Below are 20,790 nucleotides of genomic sequence, written 5' to 3' on the forward strand. Positions count from 1 at the left end.
AATAAGCATGGCACGCCAAGTCATCGACACCACCAGCAACAATGGAACTTATATTGGGGATCCAGCGCCTACAGCGTTTGGGAAGGTCAACGCAAATTTTGCCGAAGTATATGGCTTGGCAAGTGGCGCGCTTCCGAAGACGGGCGGCACGATCATTGGGAATGTTGTAATTCAGTCCCCAAATGGCGCGGGGCTGGATGTATTCTCAACCAGCACCAACGTCACACGCGTTGAGATCGCTAACGGTAGTGCCAGCGGACGCAGATATCAGCTGTACGCATCTGGCTCATCGGGTCCAACGGTTGCGGGCAGCTTCGGCCTGCTCGATGCGAGTGAGGGCGCAATTGTTTTCAGCATCGATCCCGGTAGCCGCATATTCCGACAGAACGGCCCAATCAATGCCACGGCTTTTAATCCGACCTCGTCATTCGACGTGAAAGACAATGTCGAAGGTTATTCCGGCGCGCTAGAGGCAATTAATAAGCTCTCTGTCATTACGTATAACTACATCGAAAGCGTCGATGTTGAGATGCGGAAGCGAGTTGGTCTTCTTTCGGAGAATGTGGCCGACGCAGTGCCTACTGCGTTTAATCCAGCGCCAGCCGAGAACGCATCGAGAGCTGATGAGGACTCGGAACAGCCGCCCACCGTGCCTCCTTTGGCTTCAAGCATCGACATGATGCAGCTGCTGGCCGTCGCGATCAGAGGTGTTCAAGAGCTATCGCGCGAGAACAAGATGCTGTCCGTCCGATTGGCCGCGCTTGAGGCTTCCTCTACATGAGCATCCTCGCCGACATCCAGACCCTGGAGCCAGGCGCGCGCGTGACACTGTTCGAGCTGGATGCAACGGCGCTGGGTGCAGACTCGCTGCTGTTCCATCCGCACCTGCAATCCACGCCGATCGTCTGGCAGGAGAGGCTATACACGCCATGGCCGGTCGAAGCATCTGGCTTCGAGGTGACCAGTGATCAGCAGCCGACGCCCAGGCTGCGCGTTGGCAACGTGAACGGCACGATTACCGCGCTCTGCCTGCTTTTCGACGATCTGGTCGGCGCGCGCGTGGTTCGTCGCCGGACGCTGACCAAGTACCTGGACGCGGTGAACTTCGCCGGCGGAAATGCAACGGCAGATCCGAACGAGCACTTTGCCGACGACATCTGGCTGATCGAGCGCAAGGTCTCCGAGGACAACGAGGTCGTGGAGTTCGAGCTGGTCTCCCCGGCGGACTTCGCAGGCGCGTACTTGCCGGGGCGTCAGATCCTTGCCGGTTTGTGCGGATGGATCCTGCGCGGTGGCTACCGTGGCCCCTACTGCGGCTACAACGGACCAGCGGTGGCAGACGCAGACGATCAGCCTACGGACGATCCAGCGCGTGACGTCTGCGGGGGGAGGCTGGGCAGCTGCAAGCTGCGCTATGGCGCGAACAACCCGCTGCCCTATGGCGGCTTCCCGGCGGCAGGCCTTCTGCGGACCTGACAACGCACATTCAAATCCAACTATTACCGGCCCGCCTCGTGCGGGCTTTTTCATGGGCGAGACATGGAACAGACGACCTTCGAGGCAATCAAAGCGCACGTTGTTGCGGAGTTCCCGCGTGAGGCCTGCGGCCTTGTCGTGGCCACCGCAGAGGGCGAGCGCTATATCCCCTGCCGCAACACCGCCGACACCGCGAGTGAGCACTTTCGACTGCCTGGTGAGGACTACGCAGAGGCTGAGGATCAGGGCGAAGTCCTGGCGCTGGTCCACAGCCACCCCAACGCGCCGGCAACGCCGAGTGACGCCGACCGCGTCATGTGCGAACTGAGCGAGCTGACTTGGCACATCGTCAGCGTCGGGCAGATCGACGGCATGCCGGAGTGCGGCGATGTCCAGACAATCACGCCGAGCGGCTACGCCGCGCCGTTGGTGGGCCGTCAGTTCGCCCATGGGGTGTTGGACTGCTACACGCTGTTGCGCGACTTCTACGGGCGCGAGCTCGGGATCCACCTCGGCAACTACGACCGCGCCGATAAGTGGTGGGACAGCGGCGGTGACCTTTACCTGCAAAACTTCGCCAACGAAGGGTTTGCCGAGATCACCGATGAGCCGCTCCCTGGCGATGTGTTCCTGATGCAGGTTCGCTCACCGGTGATCAATCACGCCGGCATCTACCTCGGCAACGGACAGATGCTGCACCACCTGCATGGCCGATTGTCCGAGCGCGTGGTGTCCGGCGGCTACTGGGCTGAGCGCACCGTCAAGGTGATCCGCCATCGCGACATGCAGGGCCGGCAGGCTGCCGCATTGGAGAGCATCACGTGAACACCAAGATCCGCACCGTGCGGCTGTACGGCGTGCTGGGCGCGCGGTTCGGTCGGAGTTTCAGGCTTGCAGTCAGCAGCCCTGCCGAGGCGATTCGTGCGCTCTGCGTGCAGATCCCTGGCCTAGAGCGCTTCCTGATGGAATCGAAGGACCGCGGCATGGCCTTCGCTGTGTTCATCGGCCGCCGGAACCTGCGGGAGGATCAGCTGGATGATCCGCCGGGTAACGACGACATCCGTATCGCGCCGATCCTCACCGGCTCCAAAAGCGGCGGCGTGTTCCAGACGATCCTGGGCGTCGCGCTGATTGCGGTTGCTGCCGTCGCAGTGGTGGCATCCGGCGGTACCGCAGCCGGCGTATTCGCAGCGGGCGGCGTGTGGGGTACCACAGCCCTCGTCGGCCTATCGCTGACCATCGGCGGCGTGGCGCAGATGCTGGCTCCCCAGGCCAAAGGGCTTGGGACAAGCGAGCGACCCGAAAACCAGCCCAGCTACAGCTTCAACGGCCCGGTGAACACGCAGGCGCAGGGCAATCCGGTGCCGGTGGCATACGGCCGTGTGTGGGCCGGCGGGGCAATTATCAGTGCGGGCATTTACGCGGAGGATCAGGCATGAGCGCGATAGTCGATATCCGTGGCGCGAAGAAGGGCAGCAGCGCCGCGCGCCAGCCCGTGGAGTCTCCGGACAGCCTGCAGAGCATTGCTTACGCCAAGATCCTGCTCGCGGTGAGCGAAGGAGAAATCGGCGGGCCGGTGAACGGACTGCAATCGATCTACCTGGATGGGACGCCGCTGCAATCTCCGGACGGCAGTTTCAATTTCCAGAACGTGCGGGTGCAGATGCGTTCCGGCACGCAGGACCAGGAGAGCATCGCCGGCTTCCCGGATGTCGAGAACGAGATTGCCATCGGCGTGGAGCTGACCAGCGAAACGCCCGTGGTGCGTACCGTGTCCGGTGCCGAGCTGTCCTCGGTTCGTATCCGCGTCGCAACCCCGACGCTGCAAAAGACCGACACCAGCAATGGAGACATTACCGGCTATCGCATCACCTACGCCGTCGACATCGCGACCGATGGCGGCGCTTACTCGACTGTCCTCACCGACACGATTTCGGGCAAGACCACGTCGCTCTACGAGCGTAGCCGTACTGTTGATCTGCCGCCAGGGAGCCAGTGGCAGATTCGAATTCGCCGGCTGACGCCGAACGCGAATAGCAGCACCATCGGCGACGTGATGTACGTGCAAGCAATCACGGAGATCATCGATGCAAAGCTGCGATATCCCAACACGGCGCTGCTTGCGATCGAACTAGACGCAAGTCAGTTCCAGGCGATCCCGACGGTGGCCAGCGACAATGAAGGCCGCATCATCCAGGTGCCGAGCAACTACAACGCAGACACGCGCACCTACAGCGGGATCTGGGATGGCACCTTCAAGTCGGCATTGAGCGACAACCCGGCGTGGGTGTTCTTCGACATCGTCACGCAGGACCGATTCGGCATGGGGAACACCATCCCGATGGCGTGGGTTGATCGTTGGCGGCTTTATCAGATCGCGCAGTACTGCGATGAGCTGGTGAGCGATGGCTTTGGCGGCATGGAGCCGCGCTTCACGTGCAATGTCTATCTGCAGACGAAGGCAGATGCGTGGCGCGTGTTGCAGGATCTGGCTGCTGTGTTCCGTGGCGTCACCTATTACGCGCAGGGGCAGGTGCTGGCCTCAGCTGACATGCCGATGGACCCGGTGTATTCGTACACCAAGGGCAACGTGATCGACGGGAAGTTCACCTATTCGGGGTCGGCCCGGAAGACGCGATATACGGTTGCGCTGGTGTCCTGGAACGACCCGGCCGACTTCGGCAAGGCGAAGGTTGAGCCTGTGCAGTACTTGCCAGGCATCGCGAAATACGGCGTGCAGGAAGTTGAGGTCACCGCGTTCGGCTGTAACTCGCGGAGCCAAGCTCAGCGCGTGGGCAACCACATCCTGCTGTCGAACAACCTGGAGACCGAGACAGTCAGCTTCGGTGTGGGCCTGGAGGGCACCATTGCTCAACCTGGCCAGATCATCGAGATAGCCAACCCGGATCGCGCTGGGCGTCGCAACGGTGGTCGGATTCGATCCTCAACCGGGCAGTCGGTGGTCATCGATGCAGTACCGGCGGATCTCGCATTGGGTGACAGCTTGCGCGTCCTCAATCCCAGCGAAGGCCGCAGCGAGTCGCGCACCATCACTGCGATCAATGGCCAGACGATCACTGTCAGCGTGCCTTTCAGTCAGCCGCCACGAGCGCAGTCAGTTTGGCTTGTGGAGAATTCGGATCTGGCTCTTGAGACGTTCAAGGTGCTTTCTGTTGCGGAAGGGGAGGGCATCACCTACCAGATCACTGCGCTGAAGCATGTACGTGGGAAGTTTGCCTTCATCGATAGCGGCACCAAGCTGGAGCTGCAGCCGGTGAGCATCATCCCGCCGAGCGTGCAGCCGCCGCCTACGAATGTGCGGCTGTCGTCGCACAGCTTCGTCGAGCAGGGCATCGCGCAGCACGTGCTCACGATCGCCTGGGATGCGGCCGATAAGGCGATTGCCTACGACGTGGAGTGGCGCCGCGACGACATGTCATGGGTCAAGGCAGGCCGTGCCACCACAACCAACATGGAAGTGCGCGGCATCTACGCCGGCAACTACATTGCGCGAGTGCGAGCGGTCAATGCGCTCAACGCTGTGTCGATGCCTGCTTTGTCCGGCCTGACTGCCATCACTGGCAAGACCACTCCGCCACCCTCGTTGGCTAGCCTCACGGCCACCGGGATCATTTTCGGCATCGATCTGTCGTGGTCTTTTCCGTCGGGTGCGACTGACACACAACGAACGGAGATCTGGTACAGCCCGGCCAATAACTTGGCTGGCGCAATCAAGCTGGGTGACTTCGCATATCCGCAGGCCAAGCACTCAATGCTGGGCCTTGCCGCCGGCACGCGCTTCTTCTTCTGGGGCCGCCTGGTTGATCGAAGCGGTAACACTGGCCCTTGGTATCCGCTCACCAACGGTGTCCTGGGTGAGAGCAGCACTGATGCCACCGCCATCCTGAAGTACTTGGCCGGCAAGATTAGCGAGAGCGAGCTTTCGCAGAATCTGCTCACGAAGATCCAGAGCGTGGACAGTTTGCAGCCGCTGCTGCCTCTGCTTTGGAATCAAGCGGCCAGCTATGGCAAGGGCCGGACCGTGGTCTACAACGGGCGCGTGTATGCATGGACACCCGACCAGGCTGGCAACGAAACGCCACCGGGGACGAAGTGGCAGGACGTAGGCGCGGCAACGGCGGGTTACGGCGCGTTGGTCACGCAAGTAGGGCAGAACACCCAGAACATCACCTTGGTCGACGGCCGAGTTACTGCACAGGGGACCAGGGTCGATGGCATCTTTGCTCAGTTGGATGTGAAGGGGGCTGGCGATACAGACTGGGGTGCCGGCGACACCAACGTGTTTGCGGGAACCGTCACGGTGCAAAGCGTTCTGGCCAACGCTGACTTGGCGCTGGCGCAGCGGATCGACACAACCCAGGCCACGCTGGCTGAGAACACCGCAGCAGTTCAGGTGGAAGCAACGGCACGAGCGACAGCGGACAGTGCCATTGCACAGCAAGTCACGACGGTTCAAACCACAGCGAACGGCGCGCAGTCCTCAGCTTCGCAGGCACTGAGCAGCACCGCGAGCATCAACGGGAAGCTGACCAGCTTCTACACGCTGCGCGCGCAGGTCACTGCTGACGGGAAGATCTACGCAGCGGGCATGGGCCTGGGTGTCGAGCAGCAGCAAGATGGCAGCTACCAGAGTCAGATCCTGCTGCAAGCTGACCGTGTGGCAGTCATCAACGTAGCCAACGGTTCGCTGACGTCGCCGTTTGTGATCCAGGGCGGCCAGACGTTCATCAACCAGGCACTGATCGGTAACGCGTGGATCACCAACGCCATGATCGGCGACACCATCCAGTCGAATACCGTCGGTGCCAATGGCAGGCCGCGCTGGAAGTTGGACAAGAACGGCACGCTGGAAATGAATGGAGCGAACGATGGCGGTTTCATGACGCTTAACGAGAAGGCTCTACGTTTCTGGAATGCGGACGGAACCGTGGCCCTGTTCGAAGCAGGGGAGCTGCTCTGATATGGCACGAGGCATCCGTCAGCGCGATCTTGCGGGCAATATCTTGATCGACATCTCCACCCGCATGCCGAGCAAGTTTGGTGCTGTAGCCATCGCCGCAGGTTCAAGCGGCTCTGTGTCCGTGCCGACCTTGGGCACCAACGAGATCTACTACTGGTTTTCAGCCAGCAGCAGCGCCAACCTGACTCAGTCGCCGCTTTTTAGCGTCAACGAGCAGGCTGGCACGATCAGCTGGAGCTACGGTGGTGGCAGCAACATGGGCACGCAGGTTGGTGGCTTGCTCACCTACGGGAGGTACTGATGGTGCTTGGTGTAAGAGCCCGGCCCGAGACTGGCGGCATTATTCAAATTGACGAGCGCTACGAGAATCTAGCGCTCAAGCAGAAGGGCACTGTCACCACGGCGGGTCTCAATTCGGCCAACCCAAACAGCGGGATTGGCTTGGCCACGGTCACCGTGGGCGGGGGCAATACGCCGCTGATCGCGGTGAGCTGCCCGTCTTTCGTTGGCCTGCGTCGTCGCGCGCAGAGTGGCACCACCTTCACCTTCGACCTCGTTTGCGAATCTACCAACGTCCCAATCGACTACTACGTGTTCGACACAACTGACGTGGCGCAGATGGCCTTCGTCATGACAAAAGGTGCGCGCTTCCGCAATCCATCGACGAGAAAGGTGGCATTCGACAGCCGCTATAAATACATGCGGGTGATCGGGCGGATGCGCACCACCGCCGGCACCAGTCAGGCGGACTTCCCGACGCAGTCCGATGGGGTCGCAATCGCACTTGGGCACACCGGTGCATCGTTCACCATCGTGAGCGGGATGATCGGCGGTGGTGGCGGTGGACCTGGCGGTGGCTGGGTGATGGACCGGCTCGGCTACGTCGCGGGCGTCCGCTACCGGCCAGGGGTCGCGTCTGCTCTGGGCATCAACACCTTCTACGTGCACGAGCAGGGAACGGGAACACAGCCGCCGGCGCCCTCAGGCACATACGGAACCATGCAGGTCGATTGCCTGCTGCTCAACGTCCGCAATTACTGAGCCGGCGCGCCGGCTACGCGCCGCACGCCGTTGCGGTCTTGGAACTTGATGATCCAGGGGGTTATCAGGTAGCCGGCCCGGCGGTAATAGATGGCCGGGATGTGGTTCTCGCGCGCGTCCTTCGCGATGCCGTTGACCAGCACATAGGGCGCGGCGGTCTTCGGCACCTCGCACCACTCCTTTCGCCCGTCGGTTTTGAGCGCCAGGGTGTAGGGGCCGGCGCCCTGGATCTGGCCGCACACGATGGTTCGGGAAGTCACCGAGGCTGCGCGGGCGCGCTGCGCGATCCGGGTGACGAATGCATCCAGCGTCTCGCCGGCGGTCGACGTTTCCTGGTACAGCTGGGCTGTCCGGCCGAACTGGCTGTGTTCGCCGGCAGCGGCAGGGATGGCGACGCCAATAAGCGCCGCGGCGGCGGTGATCAGCAGTGCGTGCATTACGTTCTCCGAATGTGCTGCGCCGGTCAGCGCCGGCGGCGCGAGGTCATCTCGGCGCAAGGCCAAGATGCATGGCCCGCACATGCAAAAAAACGTTCATTTGAGCTATGCCTGCACGCGTCATCCGCTCGGAAAAATCCGACGCCATCGTGCGGAACTGGCCGATATGTGAAATCCCATATCGCTGCCAATCTACATCTGCCGGTCGCGGTGCCAAGATGGCCGCTCAACCCGCGAGGCGCCTGAGCAGCGCCAAGCCGGCCCCCTAGACGTAGCCCTGAAGGTCGTCGTGTGTGAGCACGCCCAGACGATGCCCCCAGGACGCGACCAGCTCGACAATCACCGTCGCCTCGGCAGGGAATGCATACAGCAGCTCTGCTTCGAACTGATTGAGCACTTCCAGTGGCTCTGGCGCGCACGCCAGCCGCTGCCGCAGTTGTTCGAATAGGCTGGGGGGCGGGGTGTCCATGTCGGCAGATTCTACGTCCCCCTGTCTCACACCCTGAGACGGCCGTGCAGATACTGCGGGCATGGACAGAGCCCAACTCCGAACCCATCTGGAAAATCTCGATGCCGCGGTGCCGGCGCTGTTGAAAAGCAGCCCCGACCGCTGTCACTTCTGGCAGGCCTTCGCCGGCATGGCGGACGTCATTGAGGACGGCGCCATCACGGGCGAGGATGCCCAATTCGTCTCCCGGCGGCTCGATGAGATCTTGGCCTGGCATGGCCTCCAAGATACCGACCGCGACTGTTGAGAGGCGGCCATGTGTTACTCCGCGCAGATCCGAGCCGAGTTCAAAGAGTTCCAGCGGGCGTTCGGCGCCGTGATGGACATCGACACCTATGTGAAAACCTTCTGGTGGGGCGAGGGCGCCCAGGCGCGGCGGATCAAGGCGCCACGCGCGATGGTGCGTGAGCTGCTGGAGATCGGCCCGCCCGAGCTGCAGGAGAACCTGCGCGCGGCGGACGCGGCCGAGGCAGACACGCTGACCCGTGAGATTTTCGACCAGAAGCGCCGTGTCGGTGATGCCGAGCGGGCGCTGCAACTCAAGGAAACGAAGAAGGCGCGCGAGGATGTGCGCATCGGCACGAACAAGATCCAGCAGGCGCAGCGGCGCCTCGACACGCTCAAGGGCACGCGCGGCCAGGACGACAGCCGGATCTTCCCCGGCGTCTACTGCCCGGTGTTGGTGGTCGAGAACGGCCAGCGTGTCGTCAAGCCGATGCGCTACCAGTGCCGCCCGGCCGGTACGCCGGCAATGTACGACCGGAAATTTCCCGGTACCTACAACGCCCGCCGCGACAACCTGGAAGGGTTCTGGCGCCGGCAGTTCGGCTACACCCACGGGCTGATGGTGGCCGACCGGTTCTACGAGAACGTCGAAGGACCAGACGGGCAGAACCAGCGCATCGAGTTCGTGCCGCGCACCGGCGAGCCGATGCTGGTGGCGTGCCTCTGGTCGCACTGGCGCGATCCCGCAGGCGTTGAACCCGACCTGCTGTCGTTCGCCGCGATCACCGATGAGCCAGAGCCGGAGGTCGCCGCCGCTGGCCACGACCGGACGATCATCAACATCAAGCCCGAGCACGTCGACGCCTGGCTCAATCCGGATCCGCGCAACCTGGACGCGCTGTACGCCATCTTCGACGACAAGCGACACCCGTTCTACGAACACCGGCTGGCAGCGTGACCAGCAGCAGCCACAACCAGGATAGATAGCAATGCCATCACGATCTGCACATCGCGCCGCGCTTCAGCGATCTAAGGAACCGGGCGTCATTGCTCCCGAAGGTGTGACGCTACCGCCTCTCCCTCGCGGTATGAACTGGAACAACCCTGTCATCGGCGATAAATTCGAGCGGGAAGAATGGAACCTCTTACGTGTCGGTCCAGGCGGGGCAGACGTCCTGGCAAGGGTTCGGCGTAATGGGGAAACTGAGGCAGCTGTGTCGCTGACGATCGCCGGAAGCCCAGTAATACCGCCGCCTGTAACGCTGCCGATCGCTCAGGCTTTCGAGGTGGCGGCCGAGTTCGCGCGGACCTTCCCCAGGTGATGGGGCGCCGCTCCATGATCCCCTCGACCGGCTAAAAATCGTTCCGCAACTACGGCGCCCCCCCTTGTCGCGTAAGGCATGCAGAGCACTGAATTGCTGGTCATTGCGGAACGCAAAATCGGCCAAAGTGCTTGTCGTGTCTACTTCTCGGGTCGGATTCAAAATCCGCCGCCCTTAAAAGCGTGTGGGTTCGAGTCCCACCTTCGGCACCAAGATGTAGCAGCACAAGTAGAGCCCTTCTGGCATATCCAGAGGGGCTTTTCTTTTGTGCGCTCGGCTGCCGCCGGAGCGGGTGAATGCCTGCCGCTTTTTGCATCGCCGCGCCTGAGCCATGCCGTCAGGGCAGCGTCACCTTCTTCGCACGGCGGCGTGTCCCACTGCGGCGCACCGCTCATGGGTAGCCGCTGAAAAATTCCGGCGAGACGAGTTCGGTTTGCCGCCAGGTGCTTGCAGGCACGCAACCATCACGCGCGGTGCGTACCTTGGAGAACTCTTTCAAGCAGGTGGCTTCCATGGATTTCGATTCTTCGCAGCAACTGCGCATTTTGCGCGACATCCACGACACCACGCCGGTCGCCGACGAAGAGGCCAACTGGGCGGTGCGCGCCGGCTATGCGACACAGGCCGAGGACGGCGATATCGATCTCACCCACGAAGGCCGCAAGGCGCTGGATGACGGCCAGACCTGATCCGTCGTTGCGCCAATTCGTTCGATTCGCGAGCGGTGCAAGTGCTTCATCGAGCGCGTACGTTCCCCCGTCGATACGCGTGTGCGTGAGTGTGGATGGAGTTACACGTGCGCGTATCGTGCCGCCACCGACTGCATGCGGTGGAGTGGAGTGGCCTGAATTTCAGGCAAAAAAAAGCCCCGGCAATGCCGAGGCTTTCAGATGATTGGCGTCCCCACGGGGATTCGAACCCCGGTGTCCACCGTGAAAGGGTGGTGTCCTAGGCCTCTAGACGATGGGGACGCGTATCAAAACCTGGTTGTAGATTCCAGACGGCCTATGTCGGGAATTTGGTGGAGCCAGGCGGGATCGAACCGCCGACCTCCTGCATGCCATGCAGGCGCTCTCCCAGCTGAGCTATGGCCCCACGATGCTGCGAGCCGGCAATCATAGCGACATCGATGACACTTGGGAAGTGGTCTGTGCAAAAAGTTTTGCGCGACCGATTCGCACGCGGCGGGGGATCAACGTGAGACGTGGCTTCGCGAGGAATCGATGAGTGCGCGCCCCGCAGACTGACCGACCTTGATGTCGTCTGCATGCACGAGTGTCTGATTGCGTAGGGTGTGGCGATGCAGTCGCCGTGGCATCTTTTGCACGTCGGTCATGTGCAACAGTCTGCGCACAACATTCGATCAGCATCGCAGCATCCTGCGTTTGCTTGCACCGCCGTCTGCGTAGCCGTGCCGGCAACCGCAGCAGGTGAGGTGCAAAGGTCCAGGTCGCACTACGCTGATGTGGAGCTGTTGCATCATCGATATCGACAGATGACACGCCACACTACGAGCACCGCGTGCAGATAGCTGCGCACGCAATCGATGCTGAAAAAAGCACGCAAAAAAAGCCCCGGCAGTGCCGGGGCTTTCAGATGATTGGCGTCCCCACGGGGATTCGAACCCCGGTGTCCACCGTGAAAGGGTGGTGTCCTAGGCCTCTAGACGATGGGGACGCGTATCAAAACCTGAGTTGCCATCCTGACGGCCTAAGCCAGGAATGGTGGAGCCAGGCGGGATCGAACCGCCGACCTCCTGCATGCCATGCAGGCGCTCTCCCAGCTGAGCTATGGCCCCACGAAACTGAGAACGAAATGATAGCGGCCTGTTAATGCTCGTGCAAGTGCTTTTTCATTCCGGATGAGACGCAGCGTGCGTGCGGCACGCTGTGCGACAGCCCCTCACTTGACGCCGTGCAGGTCGCGCAGCTGCGTCTGCCGTGCACCGAAATAGGCGGCCAGGTCGGCGATGTCCTGGTCGCTCAGCGCGGTGGCTTGGGCCGTCATCAGCGGGTGCTGACGATCGCCACTGCGATAGGCTTGCAAGGCGTGCGCAAGATAATCGCCGTACTGTCCGCCGAGCTTGGGATAGCTGGGGTCGATGGGCGCATTGCCGTCGGCACCATGGCAATCGATGCAGCTCTGACCGGTCGCCTTGCCCTTGGCGTGCGCCAGCTTGTCGCCAGCCTCGGCGCGTCCGTTCGGCAGGCCGGCTGACGAGCCGGAGCCATGTTCGCCACTGGCGTGGCCGGCATCGCCGGCGGAATGGTCGGGGGACTCAACCTGGGATTGGGAGCAGGCCGCCAACATCAGGGCAGCGACCAGGGCGATGGCTAGACGCAGAGCGTGCAGGGCGTTCGGCATGTGGGCGCTTATTTGAGGGTGGACAGGTAGGCGGAGATATCGGCGATGTCCTGCTCGGAAAAGCTCTGCGCCTGCGCTTGCATGGTGGGATGCTTGCGTTTGCCCTGGCGGTACTCGGTCAGCGCCTGGGTCAGATACTGGCTGGACTGGCCGCCGATCTTGGGCACGCGATAACTGGGATAGGCGTTCTTGTAGCCGGTGACGCCGTGGCAGCCCTGGCAGGTATAGGCCAGCAAACGTCCGTTGGACGGGTTGCCGGCGGGCGCTGCGGGCGTGGCCACCGCCGCGGCGGGCGCGGGGGCGGCGGGTGCCGCTGGCGTGACTGACGGTGTCGCTGATGCGCCCCCAAACGGCAGGAAGACGACCAGAGCGAGGCAAGCGGCGAGCGGCTGCGGGCGCATGGTTTCGTATCCGGAAGACTGATTGAACGTCCGCACGTGGGGGCGTGGCGGAACCGGTCCGAGTATGCCTGCGATTTGGCGCGGCGCAAACGGGGTGAATACGCGAACTTGAACAGACCATGACCTTTGGCGCATTGGCGACATGATCGTTCGGGTGGTCTACTTGCCTACAACACCTGTTCACGCATCAACTAGGACACGACGATGTCGCCACTCTCCTTCCTGCCCGGCCGCAGCGGAACCTGCGCCGCTGCATTGTTGATCACCACGAGCCTGTTGTTGGGCGGCTGCAAGGCGGGAGATGGCGAGGCCAAGGCCGCCGAGGAAAAGAAAACCGTCGATGCGGTGCCGGTGGAAACTGCCAAGGCCGCACGCCGTGCAGTGGCGGCCAGCTATACCGGCACCGCCGCCCTGGAGCCGCGTGCCGAAGCGCAGGTGGTGGCAAAGACCTCCGGCGTGGCACTGGCGGTGATGGTGGAAGAGGGGCAGAAGGTGGCCGCTGGCCAGGCACTGGTCCGCCTGGATCCGGACCGCGCGCATCTGGCGGTGGCGCAAAGCGAAGCGCAGTTGCGCAAACTGGAGAACAGTTATCGCCGTGCCACCCAGTTGGTGGGGCAGCAGCTGGTCAGTGCCGCCGATGTCGATCAGCTCAAGTTCGATGTCGAGAACAGCCGCGCGCAGCACCGCCTGGCATCGCTGGAGCTGTCCTACACCACCGTGCAGGCGCCAATTTCCGGGGTGATCGCCTCGCGCTCGATCAAGACCGGCAACTTCGTGCAGATCAATACGCCGATCTTTCGCATCGTCGACGATTCGCAGCTGGAAGCCACGCTCAATGTGCCCGAGCGCGAACTGGCCACGCTCAAATCCGGCCAGCCGGTGACCCTGCTGGCCGACGCCTTGCCCGGTCAGCAGTTCATCGGCAAGGTCGACCGCATCGCGCCGGTGGTGGATTCGGGCAGCGGCACCTTCCGGGTGATCTGTGCGTTCGGCCAGGGCGCCGAAGCGCTGCAGCCGGGCATGTTCGGGCGCATCCGCATCGATTACGACCAACGCAAGGACGCATTGGTGATCCCGCGCCTGGCGCTGCTGGACGACGGCGAGCCGGCGGTGTTCGTGGTACGCAACGGCAAGGCCAGCCGGGTACCGGTGAAACTCGGTTATGCCGAAGGGCCATGGCTGGAAGTGCGGCAAGGCCTGAAGGAAGGCGACCAGGTGGTGACCGCCGGCAAGGTGGCGCTGCGCGATGGCACGACGGTGCAGGTCATCGGCCAGCCCGATCGCAAGCCGGTTGCGGCTGCGGCACCGGCAACCGGAAGCGACGGGAAACGCTCATGAGCGATCACGGCAACGCGCACGGCCCCGTGCACGACCCGCATGCGCCTTTGCACGGAGGTGGCGGTGGCTTGGTGGCCTTCGCCACACGGCGTCGGGTGACCATCGCGATGATCACCGTGACCATGCTGCTGTTCGGGCTGATCGCCCTGCGCAGTCTCAAGGTCAATCTATTGCCGGATCTGAGCTATCCCACGCTGACCGTGCGCACCGAGTACACCGGTGCGGCGCCAGCGGAAATCGAGACGCTGGTGACCGAGCCGGTGGAAGAAGCGGTCGGCGTGGTCAAGAACCTGCGCAAGCTCAAGTCGATCTCGCGCACCGGGCAAAGCGATGTGGTGCTGGAGTTCGCCTGGGGCACCAACATGGACCAGGCCGGCCTGGAAGTGCGCGACAAGATGGAAGCCCTGTCGCTGCCACTGGAAACCAAACCGCCGGTATTGCTGCGCTTCAATCCCTCGACCGAGCCGATCATGCGGCTTGCGCTGTCGCCCAGACAGGCGCCGGCATCCGACAACGATGCGATCCGCCAGCTCACCGGCTTGCGTCGCTATGCCGATGAGGATTTGAAGAAGAAGCTCGAGCCGGTGGCCGGCGTAGCTGCGGTCAAGGTCGGCGGCGGGCTGGAAGACGAGATCCAGGTCGATATCGATCAGCAGAAACTCGCCCAGCTCAATCTGCCGATCGACAACGTGATCACCCGGCTCAAGGAAGAGAACGTCAACATCTCCGGCGGCCGCCTGGAAGAAGGCTCGCAGCGGTATCTGGTGCGCACGGTCAACCAGTTCGTGGATCTGGACGAGATCCGCAACATGTTGGTGACCACGCAAAGCAGCAGCGGCAGCGCTGCGGACGCGGCGATGCAGCAGATGTATGCGATCGCCGCGTCCACCGGCTCGCAGGCGGCGCTGGCGGCAGCGGCCGAAGTGCAGAGCACCTCGTCGGCAGCCAGCAGCAGCATTGCCGGCGGCATGCCGGTGCGATTGAACGATGTGGCCCAGGTGCGCCAGGGCTACAAGGAGCGCGAGGCGATCATCCGCCTGGGCGGCAAGGAAGCGGTGGAGCTGGCGATCTACAAGGAAGGCGATGCCAATACCGTGTCCACCGCCGCGGCGCTGCGCACACGTTTGGAGCAACTCAAGGCCACGGTGCCGGGCGATGTGGAGATCACCACCATCGAGGATCAATCGCACTTCATCGAGCACGCGATCAGCGACGTCAAGAAGGATGCGGTGATCGGCGGCGTGCTGGCGATCCTGATCATCTTCCTGTTCCTGCGCGATGGCTGGAGCACCTTCGTGATCAGCCTGTCGTTGCCGGTGTCGATCATCACCACGTTCTTCTTCATGGGCCAGTTGGGGCTGAGCCTCAACGTGATGTCGCTGGGCGGGTTGGCGCTGGCCACCGGGCTGGTGGTGGACGATTCGATCGTGGTGCTGGAAAGCATCGCCAAGGCGCGCGAACGTGGCCTGAGCGTGCTGGATGCGGCAATCGCCGGCACCCGCGAAGTCAGCATGGCGGTGATGGCGTCCACGTTGACCACGATCGCGGTGTTCCTGCCGCTGGTGTTCGTCGACGGCATCGCCGGGCAGTTGTTCCGCGACCAGGCGATGACCGTGGCGATCGCGATCGCGATTTCGCTAGTGGTGTCGATGACGCTGATCCCGATGTTGAGTTCGCTCAAGGGTGCACCGCCAATGGCATTCCCGGACGAGCCAAGCCGGCCGCAGTGGCAGCCGCGGCAGCGCTGGCTCAAACCGGTGGCCGCCGGCCGGCGCGGGGCCGGCGCGAGCATGCACTATGCGGTCTTCGGTGTGGCGTGGGCGGTGGTCAAGCTGTGGCGCGGCATCGCGCGGGTGGTGTCGCCGGTGATGCGCAAGGCCAGCGACCTGGCGATGGCGCCATATGCCCGCGCCGAGCGTGGTTATCTGGCGGTGCTGCCGGCGGCATTGCGGCGGCCCGGCCTGGTGCTGGGATTGGCGGCTGCCGCGTTTATCGGCACCGTGTTCCTGGTGCCGATGCTGGGTGCGGATCTGATTCCGCAACTGGCGCAGGACCGCTTCGAAATGACGGTAAAGCTGCCTTCCGGCACGCCATTGGCGCAGACCGATGCATTGGTGCGCGAATTGCAGCTGGCGCACGACAAGGATCCGGGCATCGCCTCGCTGTACGGCGTCAGCGGCAGCGGCACGCGGCTGGATGCCAATCCCACCGAGAGCGGCGAGAACATCGGCAAGCTCACCGTGGTGATGGCCGGCGGCGGTAGCCCTGCAGTGGAAGCGGCGGCCACCAGGCGGCTGCGCAGCAGCATGGCCGGGCATCCGGGGGCCCAGGTGGATTTCGCACGGCCGGCATTGTTCAGCTTCTCCACGCCACTGGAAGTGGAGTTGCGCGGGCAGGATCTGGGCGAACTGGAACGTGCCGGGCAGAAGTTGGCGGCAATGCTGCGGGCCAATGGCCACTACGCCGACGTCAAGTCGACGGTGGAAGAGGGCTTCCCGGAAATCCAGATCCGCTTCGATCAGGAACGTGCCGGTGCGCTTGGCCTGACCACCCGCCAGATCGCCGATGTCATCGTCAAGAAAGTGCGCGGCGATGTGGCCACGCGCTACAGCTTTCGCGATCGCAAGATCGACGTGCTGGTGCGTGCGCAGCACAGCGACCGCGCCAGTGTGGATGCGATCCGGCAGCTGATCGTCAACCCGGGCAGCAGCCGACCGGTGCGTCTGGCGGCGGTGGCCGAGGTGGTGGCGACGACCGGACCGAGCGAGATCCATCGCGCCGATCAGACCCGCGTGGCGATCGTCTCGGCCAGCCTGCATGACATGGATCTGGGCGGCGCGGTGCGCGAGGTCGAGTCGATGGTGCACAACGATCCGCTGGCCGCCGGCGTGGGCATGCATATCGGCGGGCAGGGCGAGGAGCTGGCGCAATCGGTCAGGTCGCTGTTGTTCGCGTTCGGTCTGGCGATCTTCCTGGTCTATCTGGTGATGGCCTCGCAGTTCGAATCGCTGCTGCATCCGTTCGTCATCCTGTTCACCATTCCGCTGGCGATGGTCGGCGCGGTGCTGGCCTTGCTGATGACCGGCAAGCCGGTGTCGGTGGTGGTGTTCATCGGCTTGATCCTGCTGGTGGGGCTGGTGACCAAGAACGCGATCATCCTGATCGACAAGGTCAACCAGCTGCGCGAGGAAGGCGTTCCCAAGCGCGAGGCCTTGATCGAAGGCGCGCGTTCGCGCCTGCGGCCGATCGTGATGACCACGCTGTGCACCTTGTTCGGCTTCCTGCCGCTGGCGGTGGCGATGGGCGAGGGTGCCGAAGTGCGCGCACCGATGGCGATCACCGTGATCGGCGGGTTGCTGGTGTCCACGCTGTTGACCCTGCTGGTGATCCCGGTGGTGTACGACCTGCTGGATCGCCGCGCCGATGCGTACTACCTGGTGCGTGGCCGGCGCATGGCCGGCCAACGAGCGCAGGCGACCGGGAACGCCGACGGGCTGGAGGCGCTATGAGTGTTGCCGCCTTCAGCATCCGTCGCCCGGTCACCACCATCATGTGCTTCGTCTCGCTGGTGGTGGTGGGGCTGATTGCCGCGTTCCGGCTGCCGCTGGAAGCGCTGCCGGACATTTCCGCACCGTTCCTGTTCGTGCAGTTGCCGTACACCGGCTCCACCCCGGACGAGGTGGAACGCAACCTGGTGCGGCCGGCCGAAGAGGCGCTGGCGACGATGACCGGCATCAAGCGCATGCGCTCGACCGCCACCGCCGATGGCGCCAATATCTTCATCGAGTTCTCCGATTGGGATCGCGACATCGCCATCGCCGCATCGGATGCGCGCGAGCGGCTGGATGCCATCCGCGACGATTTTCCGGAAGATCTGCAGCGCTTCCACATCTATAAATGGTCCAGCAGCGACGAACCGGTGCTGAAGGTGCGCCTGGCCAGCCAGACCGATCTGACCGGCGCGTACGACATGCTCGACCGCGAGTTCAAGCGACGCATCGAACGGATTCCCGGCGTGGCCAAGGTGGAGATCTCCGGCGCACCACCGAACGAAGTGGAGATCGCCATCGCCCCGGACCGGCTCACCGCGCACGACCTCAGCCTCAATGATTTGAGCGAGCGTTTGGGCAAGCTGAATTTCTCGGTGTCTGCAGGCCAGATCGACGACAACGGCCAGCGCATTCGGGTACAGCCGATCGGCGAATTGCGCGATCTGCAGGAGTTGCGCGATCTGGTGCTCAATGCCAAGGGGCTGCGGCTGGCCGACATCGCGCAGGTGCGGCTGAAGCCGACGCGGATGAATTACGGCCGCCGCCTGGACGGACGTCCGGCGATCGGGCTGGATATCTACAAGGAGCGCAGCGCCAACCTGGTGGATGTGTCCAAGGCGGCGTTGAAGGAGGTCGAGGACATTCGCGCCGAACCTGCGATGCGCGATGTGCAGATCAAGGTGATCGACAACCAGGGCAAGGCAGTGACCTCGTCGCTGGCGGAACTGGCAGAGGCCGGCGCAGTGGGCTTGCTGTTGTCGATCACGGTACTGTTCTTCTTCCTGCGCCACTGGCCATCGACGCTGATGGTGACGCTGGCGATTCCGATCTGCTTTGCGATCACGCTGGGCTTCATGTATTTCGTCGGCGTCACGCTCAACATCCTGACCATGATGGGCCTGCTGCTGGCGGTCGGCATGCTGGTCGACAATGCGGTGGTGGTGGTGGAAAGCATTTACCAGGAGCGCGAGCGCATGCCCGGTCAGCCACAGCTGGCAGCCTTGCTCGGCACGCGCAGCGTGGCGATCGCGCTCAGCGCCGGCACCTTGTGCCATTGCATCGTATTCGTGCCGAACCTGTTCGGCGAGACCAACAACATCAGCATCTTCATGGCGCAGATCGCCATCACCATTTCGGTCTCGTTGCTGGCCTCGTGGCTGGTGGCGATCAGCCTGATTCCGATGTTGTCGGCGCGCATGAGGACACCGCCGATGGTGAGTTCAGAGCGCGGCGTGATCGCACGGCTGCAGCGCCGTTACGCCAAGCTGCTGACATGGACGCTGGCCCATCGCGGCTGGAGCGTGGCCGGCATCGTGTTGGTCAGTGCAATCAGCCTGGTGCCGATGAAACTGACCAAGGTCGACATGTTCGGCGGCGACGGCGGCAACGAGGCCTTCATCCAGTATCAGTGGAAAGGCTCGTACACGCATGAGCAGATGGGTGAGGAGGTGGGGCGGGTCGAGCATTACCTGCAAGCCAATCGCGCCAAGTACCACATCACCCAAATCTATTCGTGGTTCAGCGAAGCGGAAGGCAGCAGCACCACGGTGACCTTCGACGCGAGCAAGGTCAAGGACCTGCCGCCGTTGCTGGAACAGATCCGCAAGGCATTGCCGCGCTCGGCGCGGGCGGACTACAGCATCGGCAATCAGGGCGATGGCGGTAGCGGCAATCAAGGCGTGCAGGTGCAGTTGGTCGGCGATTCGACCCAGGCCCTGCAGGCCCTGGCGGACGATGTGATCCCGCTGCTGGCGCAGCGCAAGGAACTGCGCGACGTGCATGTGGACACCGGCGACCGCACCAGCGAGTTGGCGATCCGGGTCGACCGCGAGCGTGCGGCAGCCTTCGGATTCAGTGCCGAGCAGGTGGCGAGCTTCGTCGGCCTGGCATTGCGCGGCACGCCGTTGCGCGAGTTCCGCCGCGGCGACAACGAGGTGCCGGTGTGGGTGCGGTTTGCCGGTGCCGAACAGAGCAAGCCGGAAGACCTGGCCAGCTTCACGGTGCGTACCAAGGATGGTCGCAGCGTGCCGTTGCTCAGTCTGGTGGATGTACAGATTCGCCCGGCCGCCACCCAGATCGGCCGCACCAACCGCCAGACCACGCTGACCATCAAGGCCAATCTGGCCAGCAAGGTCACCGCACCGGAAGCACGCGCGGCAATGGAGAAGCCGCTCAAGGCGATGCGTTTCCCGGCCGGTTACAGCTATACCTTCGACGGCGGCGATTACCAGAACGACGGCGAAGCGATGGGGCAGATGGTGTTCAACCTGGTGATCGCGCTGGTGATGATCTACGTGGTGATGGCGGCGGTGTTCGAGTCGCTGCTGTTTCCTGCGGCGATCATGAGCGGCGTGGTGTTTTCGATCTTCGGGGTGTTCTGGTTGTTCTGGATCACCGGCACCTCGTTCGGGATCATGTCCTTCATCGGCATCCTGGTGCTGATGGGCGTGGTGGTGAACAACGGCATCGTGATGATCGAGCACATCAACAACCTGCGCCGCCGTGGCATGGGGCGTACCCAGGCACTGGTGGAAGGCTCGCGCGAGCGCTTGCGCCCGATCATGATGACGATGGGCACCGCCATCCTGGCGATGGTGCCGATCTCGCTGACCAGCACCACGATGTTCAGCGACGGCCCGCCGTACTTCCCGATGGCCCGCGCGATCGCCGGCGGGCTGGCGTTCTCGACGGTGGTGAGCCTGCTGTTCCTGCCGACGATCTACGCAATTCTCGATGACATGAGCAACGGCGCAGCCGCGCTGGTACGACGTGCGCGTGGCGTGTCGAAGACGCCGCCGACAAGCGTCGCGCTGGAATCGTGAGCGCCAACACTGCTGAAGTTTCCCCGGCCTAAGGCATTCACCAGCGCACTGAGGCCCTGGGTGACAAGGCGCAAAGCCCCTCTCCCGGTGGGGCGAGGAGGCACG

General features: G+C 63.3%; 17 protein-coding genes and 5 tRNA genes. 14 read left to right on the plus strand and 8 right to left on the minus strand.

The genetic code is table 11. The features are described 5' to 3' along the window. The first annotated feature begins 7 nt into the window (after positions 1–7). The 7 genes from XarjCFBP7645_RS09485 (at position 8) to XarjCFBP7645_RS09515 (ending at position 7,498) form a co-directional block, all read left to right on the plus strand. Positions 8–781 carry a tail fiber domain-containing protein gene (locus XarjCFBP7645_RS09485; protein ID WP_104537291.1) on the plus strand — a complete coding sequence of 258 codons (774 nt, stop codon included), beginning with the start codon at positions 8–10 and terminating at the stop codon, positions 779–781. Further along, positions 778–1,476 carry a phage minor tail protein L gene (locus XarjCFBP7645_RS09490; RefSeq protein WP_104537292.1) on the plus strand — a complete coding sequence of 233 codons (699 nt, stop codon included), beginning with the start codon at positions 778–780 and terminating at the stop codon, positions 1,474–1,476. The genes XarjCFBP7645_RS09485 and XarjCFBP7645_RS09490 overlap by 4 nt, the downstream gene beginning before the upstream one ends. A gap of 63 nt (positions 1,477–1,539) precedes the next feature. Next, positions 1,540–2,301: a C40 family peptidase gene (locus XarjCFBP7645_RS09495; protein ID WP_104537293.1), complete on the plus strand. Its 762-nt coding sequence runs from the start codon at positions 1,540–1,542 to the stop codon at positions 2,299–2,301. Next, complete coding sequence (locus tag XarjCFBP7645_RS09500; RefSeq protein ID WP_104537294.1) at positions 2,298–2,915, plus strand: tail assembly protein; 618 nt, start codon at positions 2,298–2,300, stop codon at positions 2,913–2,915. Before XarjCFBP7645_RS09495 ends, XarjCFBP7645_RS09500 begins: the two co-directional genes overlap by 4 nt. Next, on the plus strand, positions 2,912–6,457 hold the full coding sequence (locus XarjCFBP7645_RS09505) for a phage tail protein (RefSeq protein WP_104537295.1): 3,546 nt from the start codon (positions 2,912–2,914) through the stop codon (positions 6,455–6,457). The genes XarjCFBP7645_RS09500 and XarjCFBP7645_RS09505 overlap by 4 nt, the downstream gene beginning before the upstream one ends. A 1-nt stretch (position 6,458) precedes the next feature. Beyond that, positions 6,459–6,758 carry a hypothetical protein gene (locus tag XarjCFBP7645_RS09510; RefSeq protein WP_104537296.1) on the plus strand — a complete coding sequence of 100 codons (300 nt, stop codon included), beginning with the start codon at positions 6,459–6,461 and terminating at the stop codon, positions 6,756–6,758. Then, complete coding sequence (locus XarjCFBP7645_RS09515; RefSeq protein WP_104537297.1) at positions 6,758–7,498, plus strand: hypothetical protein; 741 nt, start codon at positions 6,758–6,760, stop codon at positions 7,496–7,498. Before XarjCFBP7645_RS09510 ends, XarjCFBP7645_RS09515 begins: the two co-directional genes overlap by 1 nt. Here the strand turns inward: XarjCFBP7645_RS09515 and XarjCFBP7645_RS09520 are convergent. Both XarjCFBP7645_RS09520 and XarjCFBP7645_RS09525 read right to left on the minus strand, forming a co-directional pair. Then, positions 7,492–7,935 (minus strand): hypothetical protein, encoded by a 444-nt coding sequence (locus tag XarjCFBP7645_RS09520; protein ID WP_104537298.1) that lies wholly within the window; start codon positions 7,933–7,935, stop codon positions 7,492–7,494. The two genes, XarjCFBP7645_RS09515 and XarjCFBP7645_RS09520, sit on opposite strands and share 7 nt — an antisense overlap. A 265-nt stretch (positions 7,936–8,200) precedes the next feature. Beyond that, positions 8,201–8,404 (minus strand): hypothetical protein, encoded by a 204-nt coding sequence (locus tag XarjCFBP7645_RS09525; protein WP_104533229.1) that lies wholly within the window; start codon positions 8,402–8,404, stop codon positions 8,201–8,203. A 61-nt stretch (positions 8,405–8,465) separates the two neighbouring features. On the opposite strand from XarjCFBP7645_RS09525, the gene XarjCFBP7645_RS09530 reads away from it, so the two are divergent. The 4 genes from XarjCFBP7645_RS09530 (at position 8,466) to XarjCFBP7645_RS09545 (ending at position 10,679) form a co-directional block, all read left to right on the plus strand. Continuing rightward, a complete protein-coding gene (locus XarjCFBP7645_RS09530) occupies positions 8,466–8,690 on the plus strand; it encodes a hypothetical protein (RefSeq protein ID WP_104537299.1) in 225 nt (74 codons plus the stop codon). A gap of 9 nt (positions 8,691–8,699) precedes the next feature. Further along, positions 8,700–9,626 carry an SOS response-associated peptidase family protein gene (locus XarjCFBP7645_RS09535; protein ID WP_104537300.1) on the plus strand — a complete coding sequence of 309 codons (927 nt, stop codon included), beginning with the start codon at positions 8,700–8,702 and terminating at the stop codon, positions 9,624–9,626. Between the two features lie 485 nt (positions 9,627–10,111). Beyond that, a tRNA-Leu gene (locus XarjCFBP7645_RS21685) sits at positions 10,112–10,202 on the plus strand. A 300-nt stretch (positions 10,203–10,502) separates the two neighbouring features. Continuing rightward, positions 10,503–10,679, plus strand: a complete 177-nt coding sequence (locus XarjCFBP7645_RS09545; RefSeq protein ID WP_043909075.1) for a hypothetical protein — start codon at positions 10,503–10,505, stop codon at positions 10,677–10,679. 206 nt (positions 10,680–10,885) lie between these two features. On the opposite strand, the gene XarjCFBP7645_RS09550 is transcribed toward XarjCFBP7645_RS09545, so the two are convergent. The 6 genes from XarjCFBP7645_RS09550 to XarjCFBP7645_RS09575 all read right to left on the minus strand — a co-directional run bounded on the left by XarjCFBP7645_RS09550 (position 10,886) and on the right by XarjCFBP7645_RS09575 (position 12,755). Continuing rightward, positions 10,886–10,961 (minus strand) — tRNA-Glu (locus XarjCFBP7645_RS09550). A 48-nt stretch (positions 10,962–11,009) separates the two neighbouring features. Next, a tRNA-Ala gene (locus XarjCFBP7645_RS09555) sits at positions 11,010–11,085 on the minus strand. A gap of 506 nt (positions 11,086–11,591) precedes the next feature. Continuing rightward, positions 11,592–11,667: transfer RNA gene (locus XarjCFBP7645_RS09560), tRNA-Glu, on the minus strand. Between the two features lie 45 nt (positions 11,668–11,712). After that, positions 11,713–11,788, minus strand: a tRNA-Ala gene (locus tag XarjCFBP7645_RS09565). Between the two features lie 104 nt (positions 11,789–11,892). Beyond that, entirely contained in the window at positions 11,893–12,354 is a 462-nt protein-coding gene (locus tag XarjCFBP7645_RS09570) for a c-type cytochrome (protein WP_104537302.1), read from the minus strand. Positions 12,355–12,362: 8 nt separating this feature from the next. After that, the gene (locus tag XarjCFBP7645_RS09575) at positions 12,363–12,755 is read right to left on the minus strand and encodes a c-type cytochrome (RefSeq protein ID WP_104537303.1); all 393 of its coding nucleotides are present in this window, start codon (positions 12,753–12,755) and stop codon (positions 12,363–12,365) included. 204 nt (positions 12,756–12,959) lie between these two features. Between XarjCFBP7645_RS09575 and XarjCFBP7645_RS09580 the strand changes: the two genes are divergently transcribed. The 3 genes from XarjCFBP7645_RS09580 to XarjCFBP7645_RS09590 are packed head-to-tail and all read left to right on the plus strand — an operon-like array spanning position 12,960 to position 20,685. Next, positions 12,960–14,093: an efflux RND transporter periplasmic adaptor subunit gene (locus XarjCFBP7645_RS09580; protein ID WP_181126273.1), complete on the plus strand. Its 1,134-nt coding sequence runs from the start codon at positions 12,960–12,962 to the stop codon at positions 14,091–14,093. After that, on the plus strand, positions 14,090–17,602 hold the full coding sequence (locus XarjCFBP7645_RS09585) for an efflux RND transporter permease subunit (protein ID WP_104537304.1): 3,513 nt from the start codon (positions 14,090–14,092) through the stop codon (positions 17,600–17,602). The genes XarjCFBP7645_RS09580 and XarjCFBP7645_RS09585 overlap by 4 nt, the downstream gene beginning before the upstream one ends. Next, on the plus strand, positions 17,599–20,685 hold the full coding sequence (locus tag XarjCFBP7645_RS09590) for an efflux RND transporter permease subunit (protein ID WP_104537305.1): 3,087 nt from the start codon (positions 17,599–17,601) through the stop codon (positions 20,683–20,685). Before XarjCFBP7645_RS09585 ends, XarjCFBP7645_RS09590 begins: the two co-directional genes overlap by 4 nt. Positions 20,686–20,790 lie beyond the last annotated feature (105 nt).

The organism is Xanthomonas arboricola (assembly GCF_002940665.1).
GTDB classification, from domain to species: domain Bacteria; phylum Pseudomonadota; class Gammaproteobacteria; order Xanthomonadales; family Xanthomonadaceae; genus Xanthomonas; species Xanthomonas arboricola_B.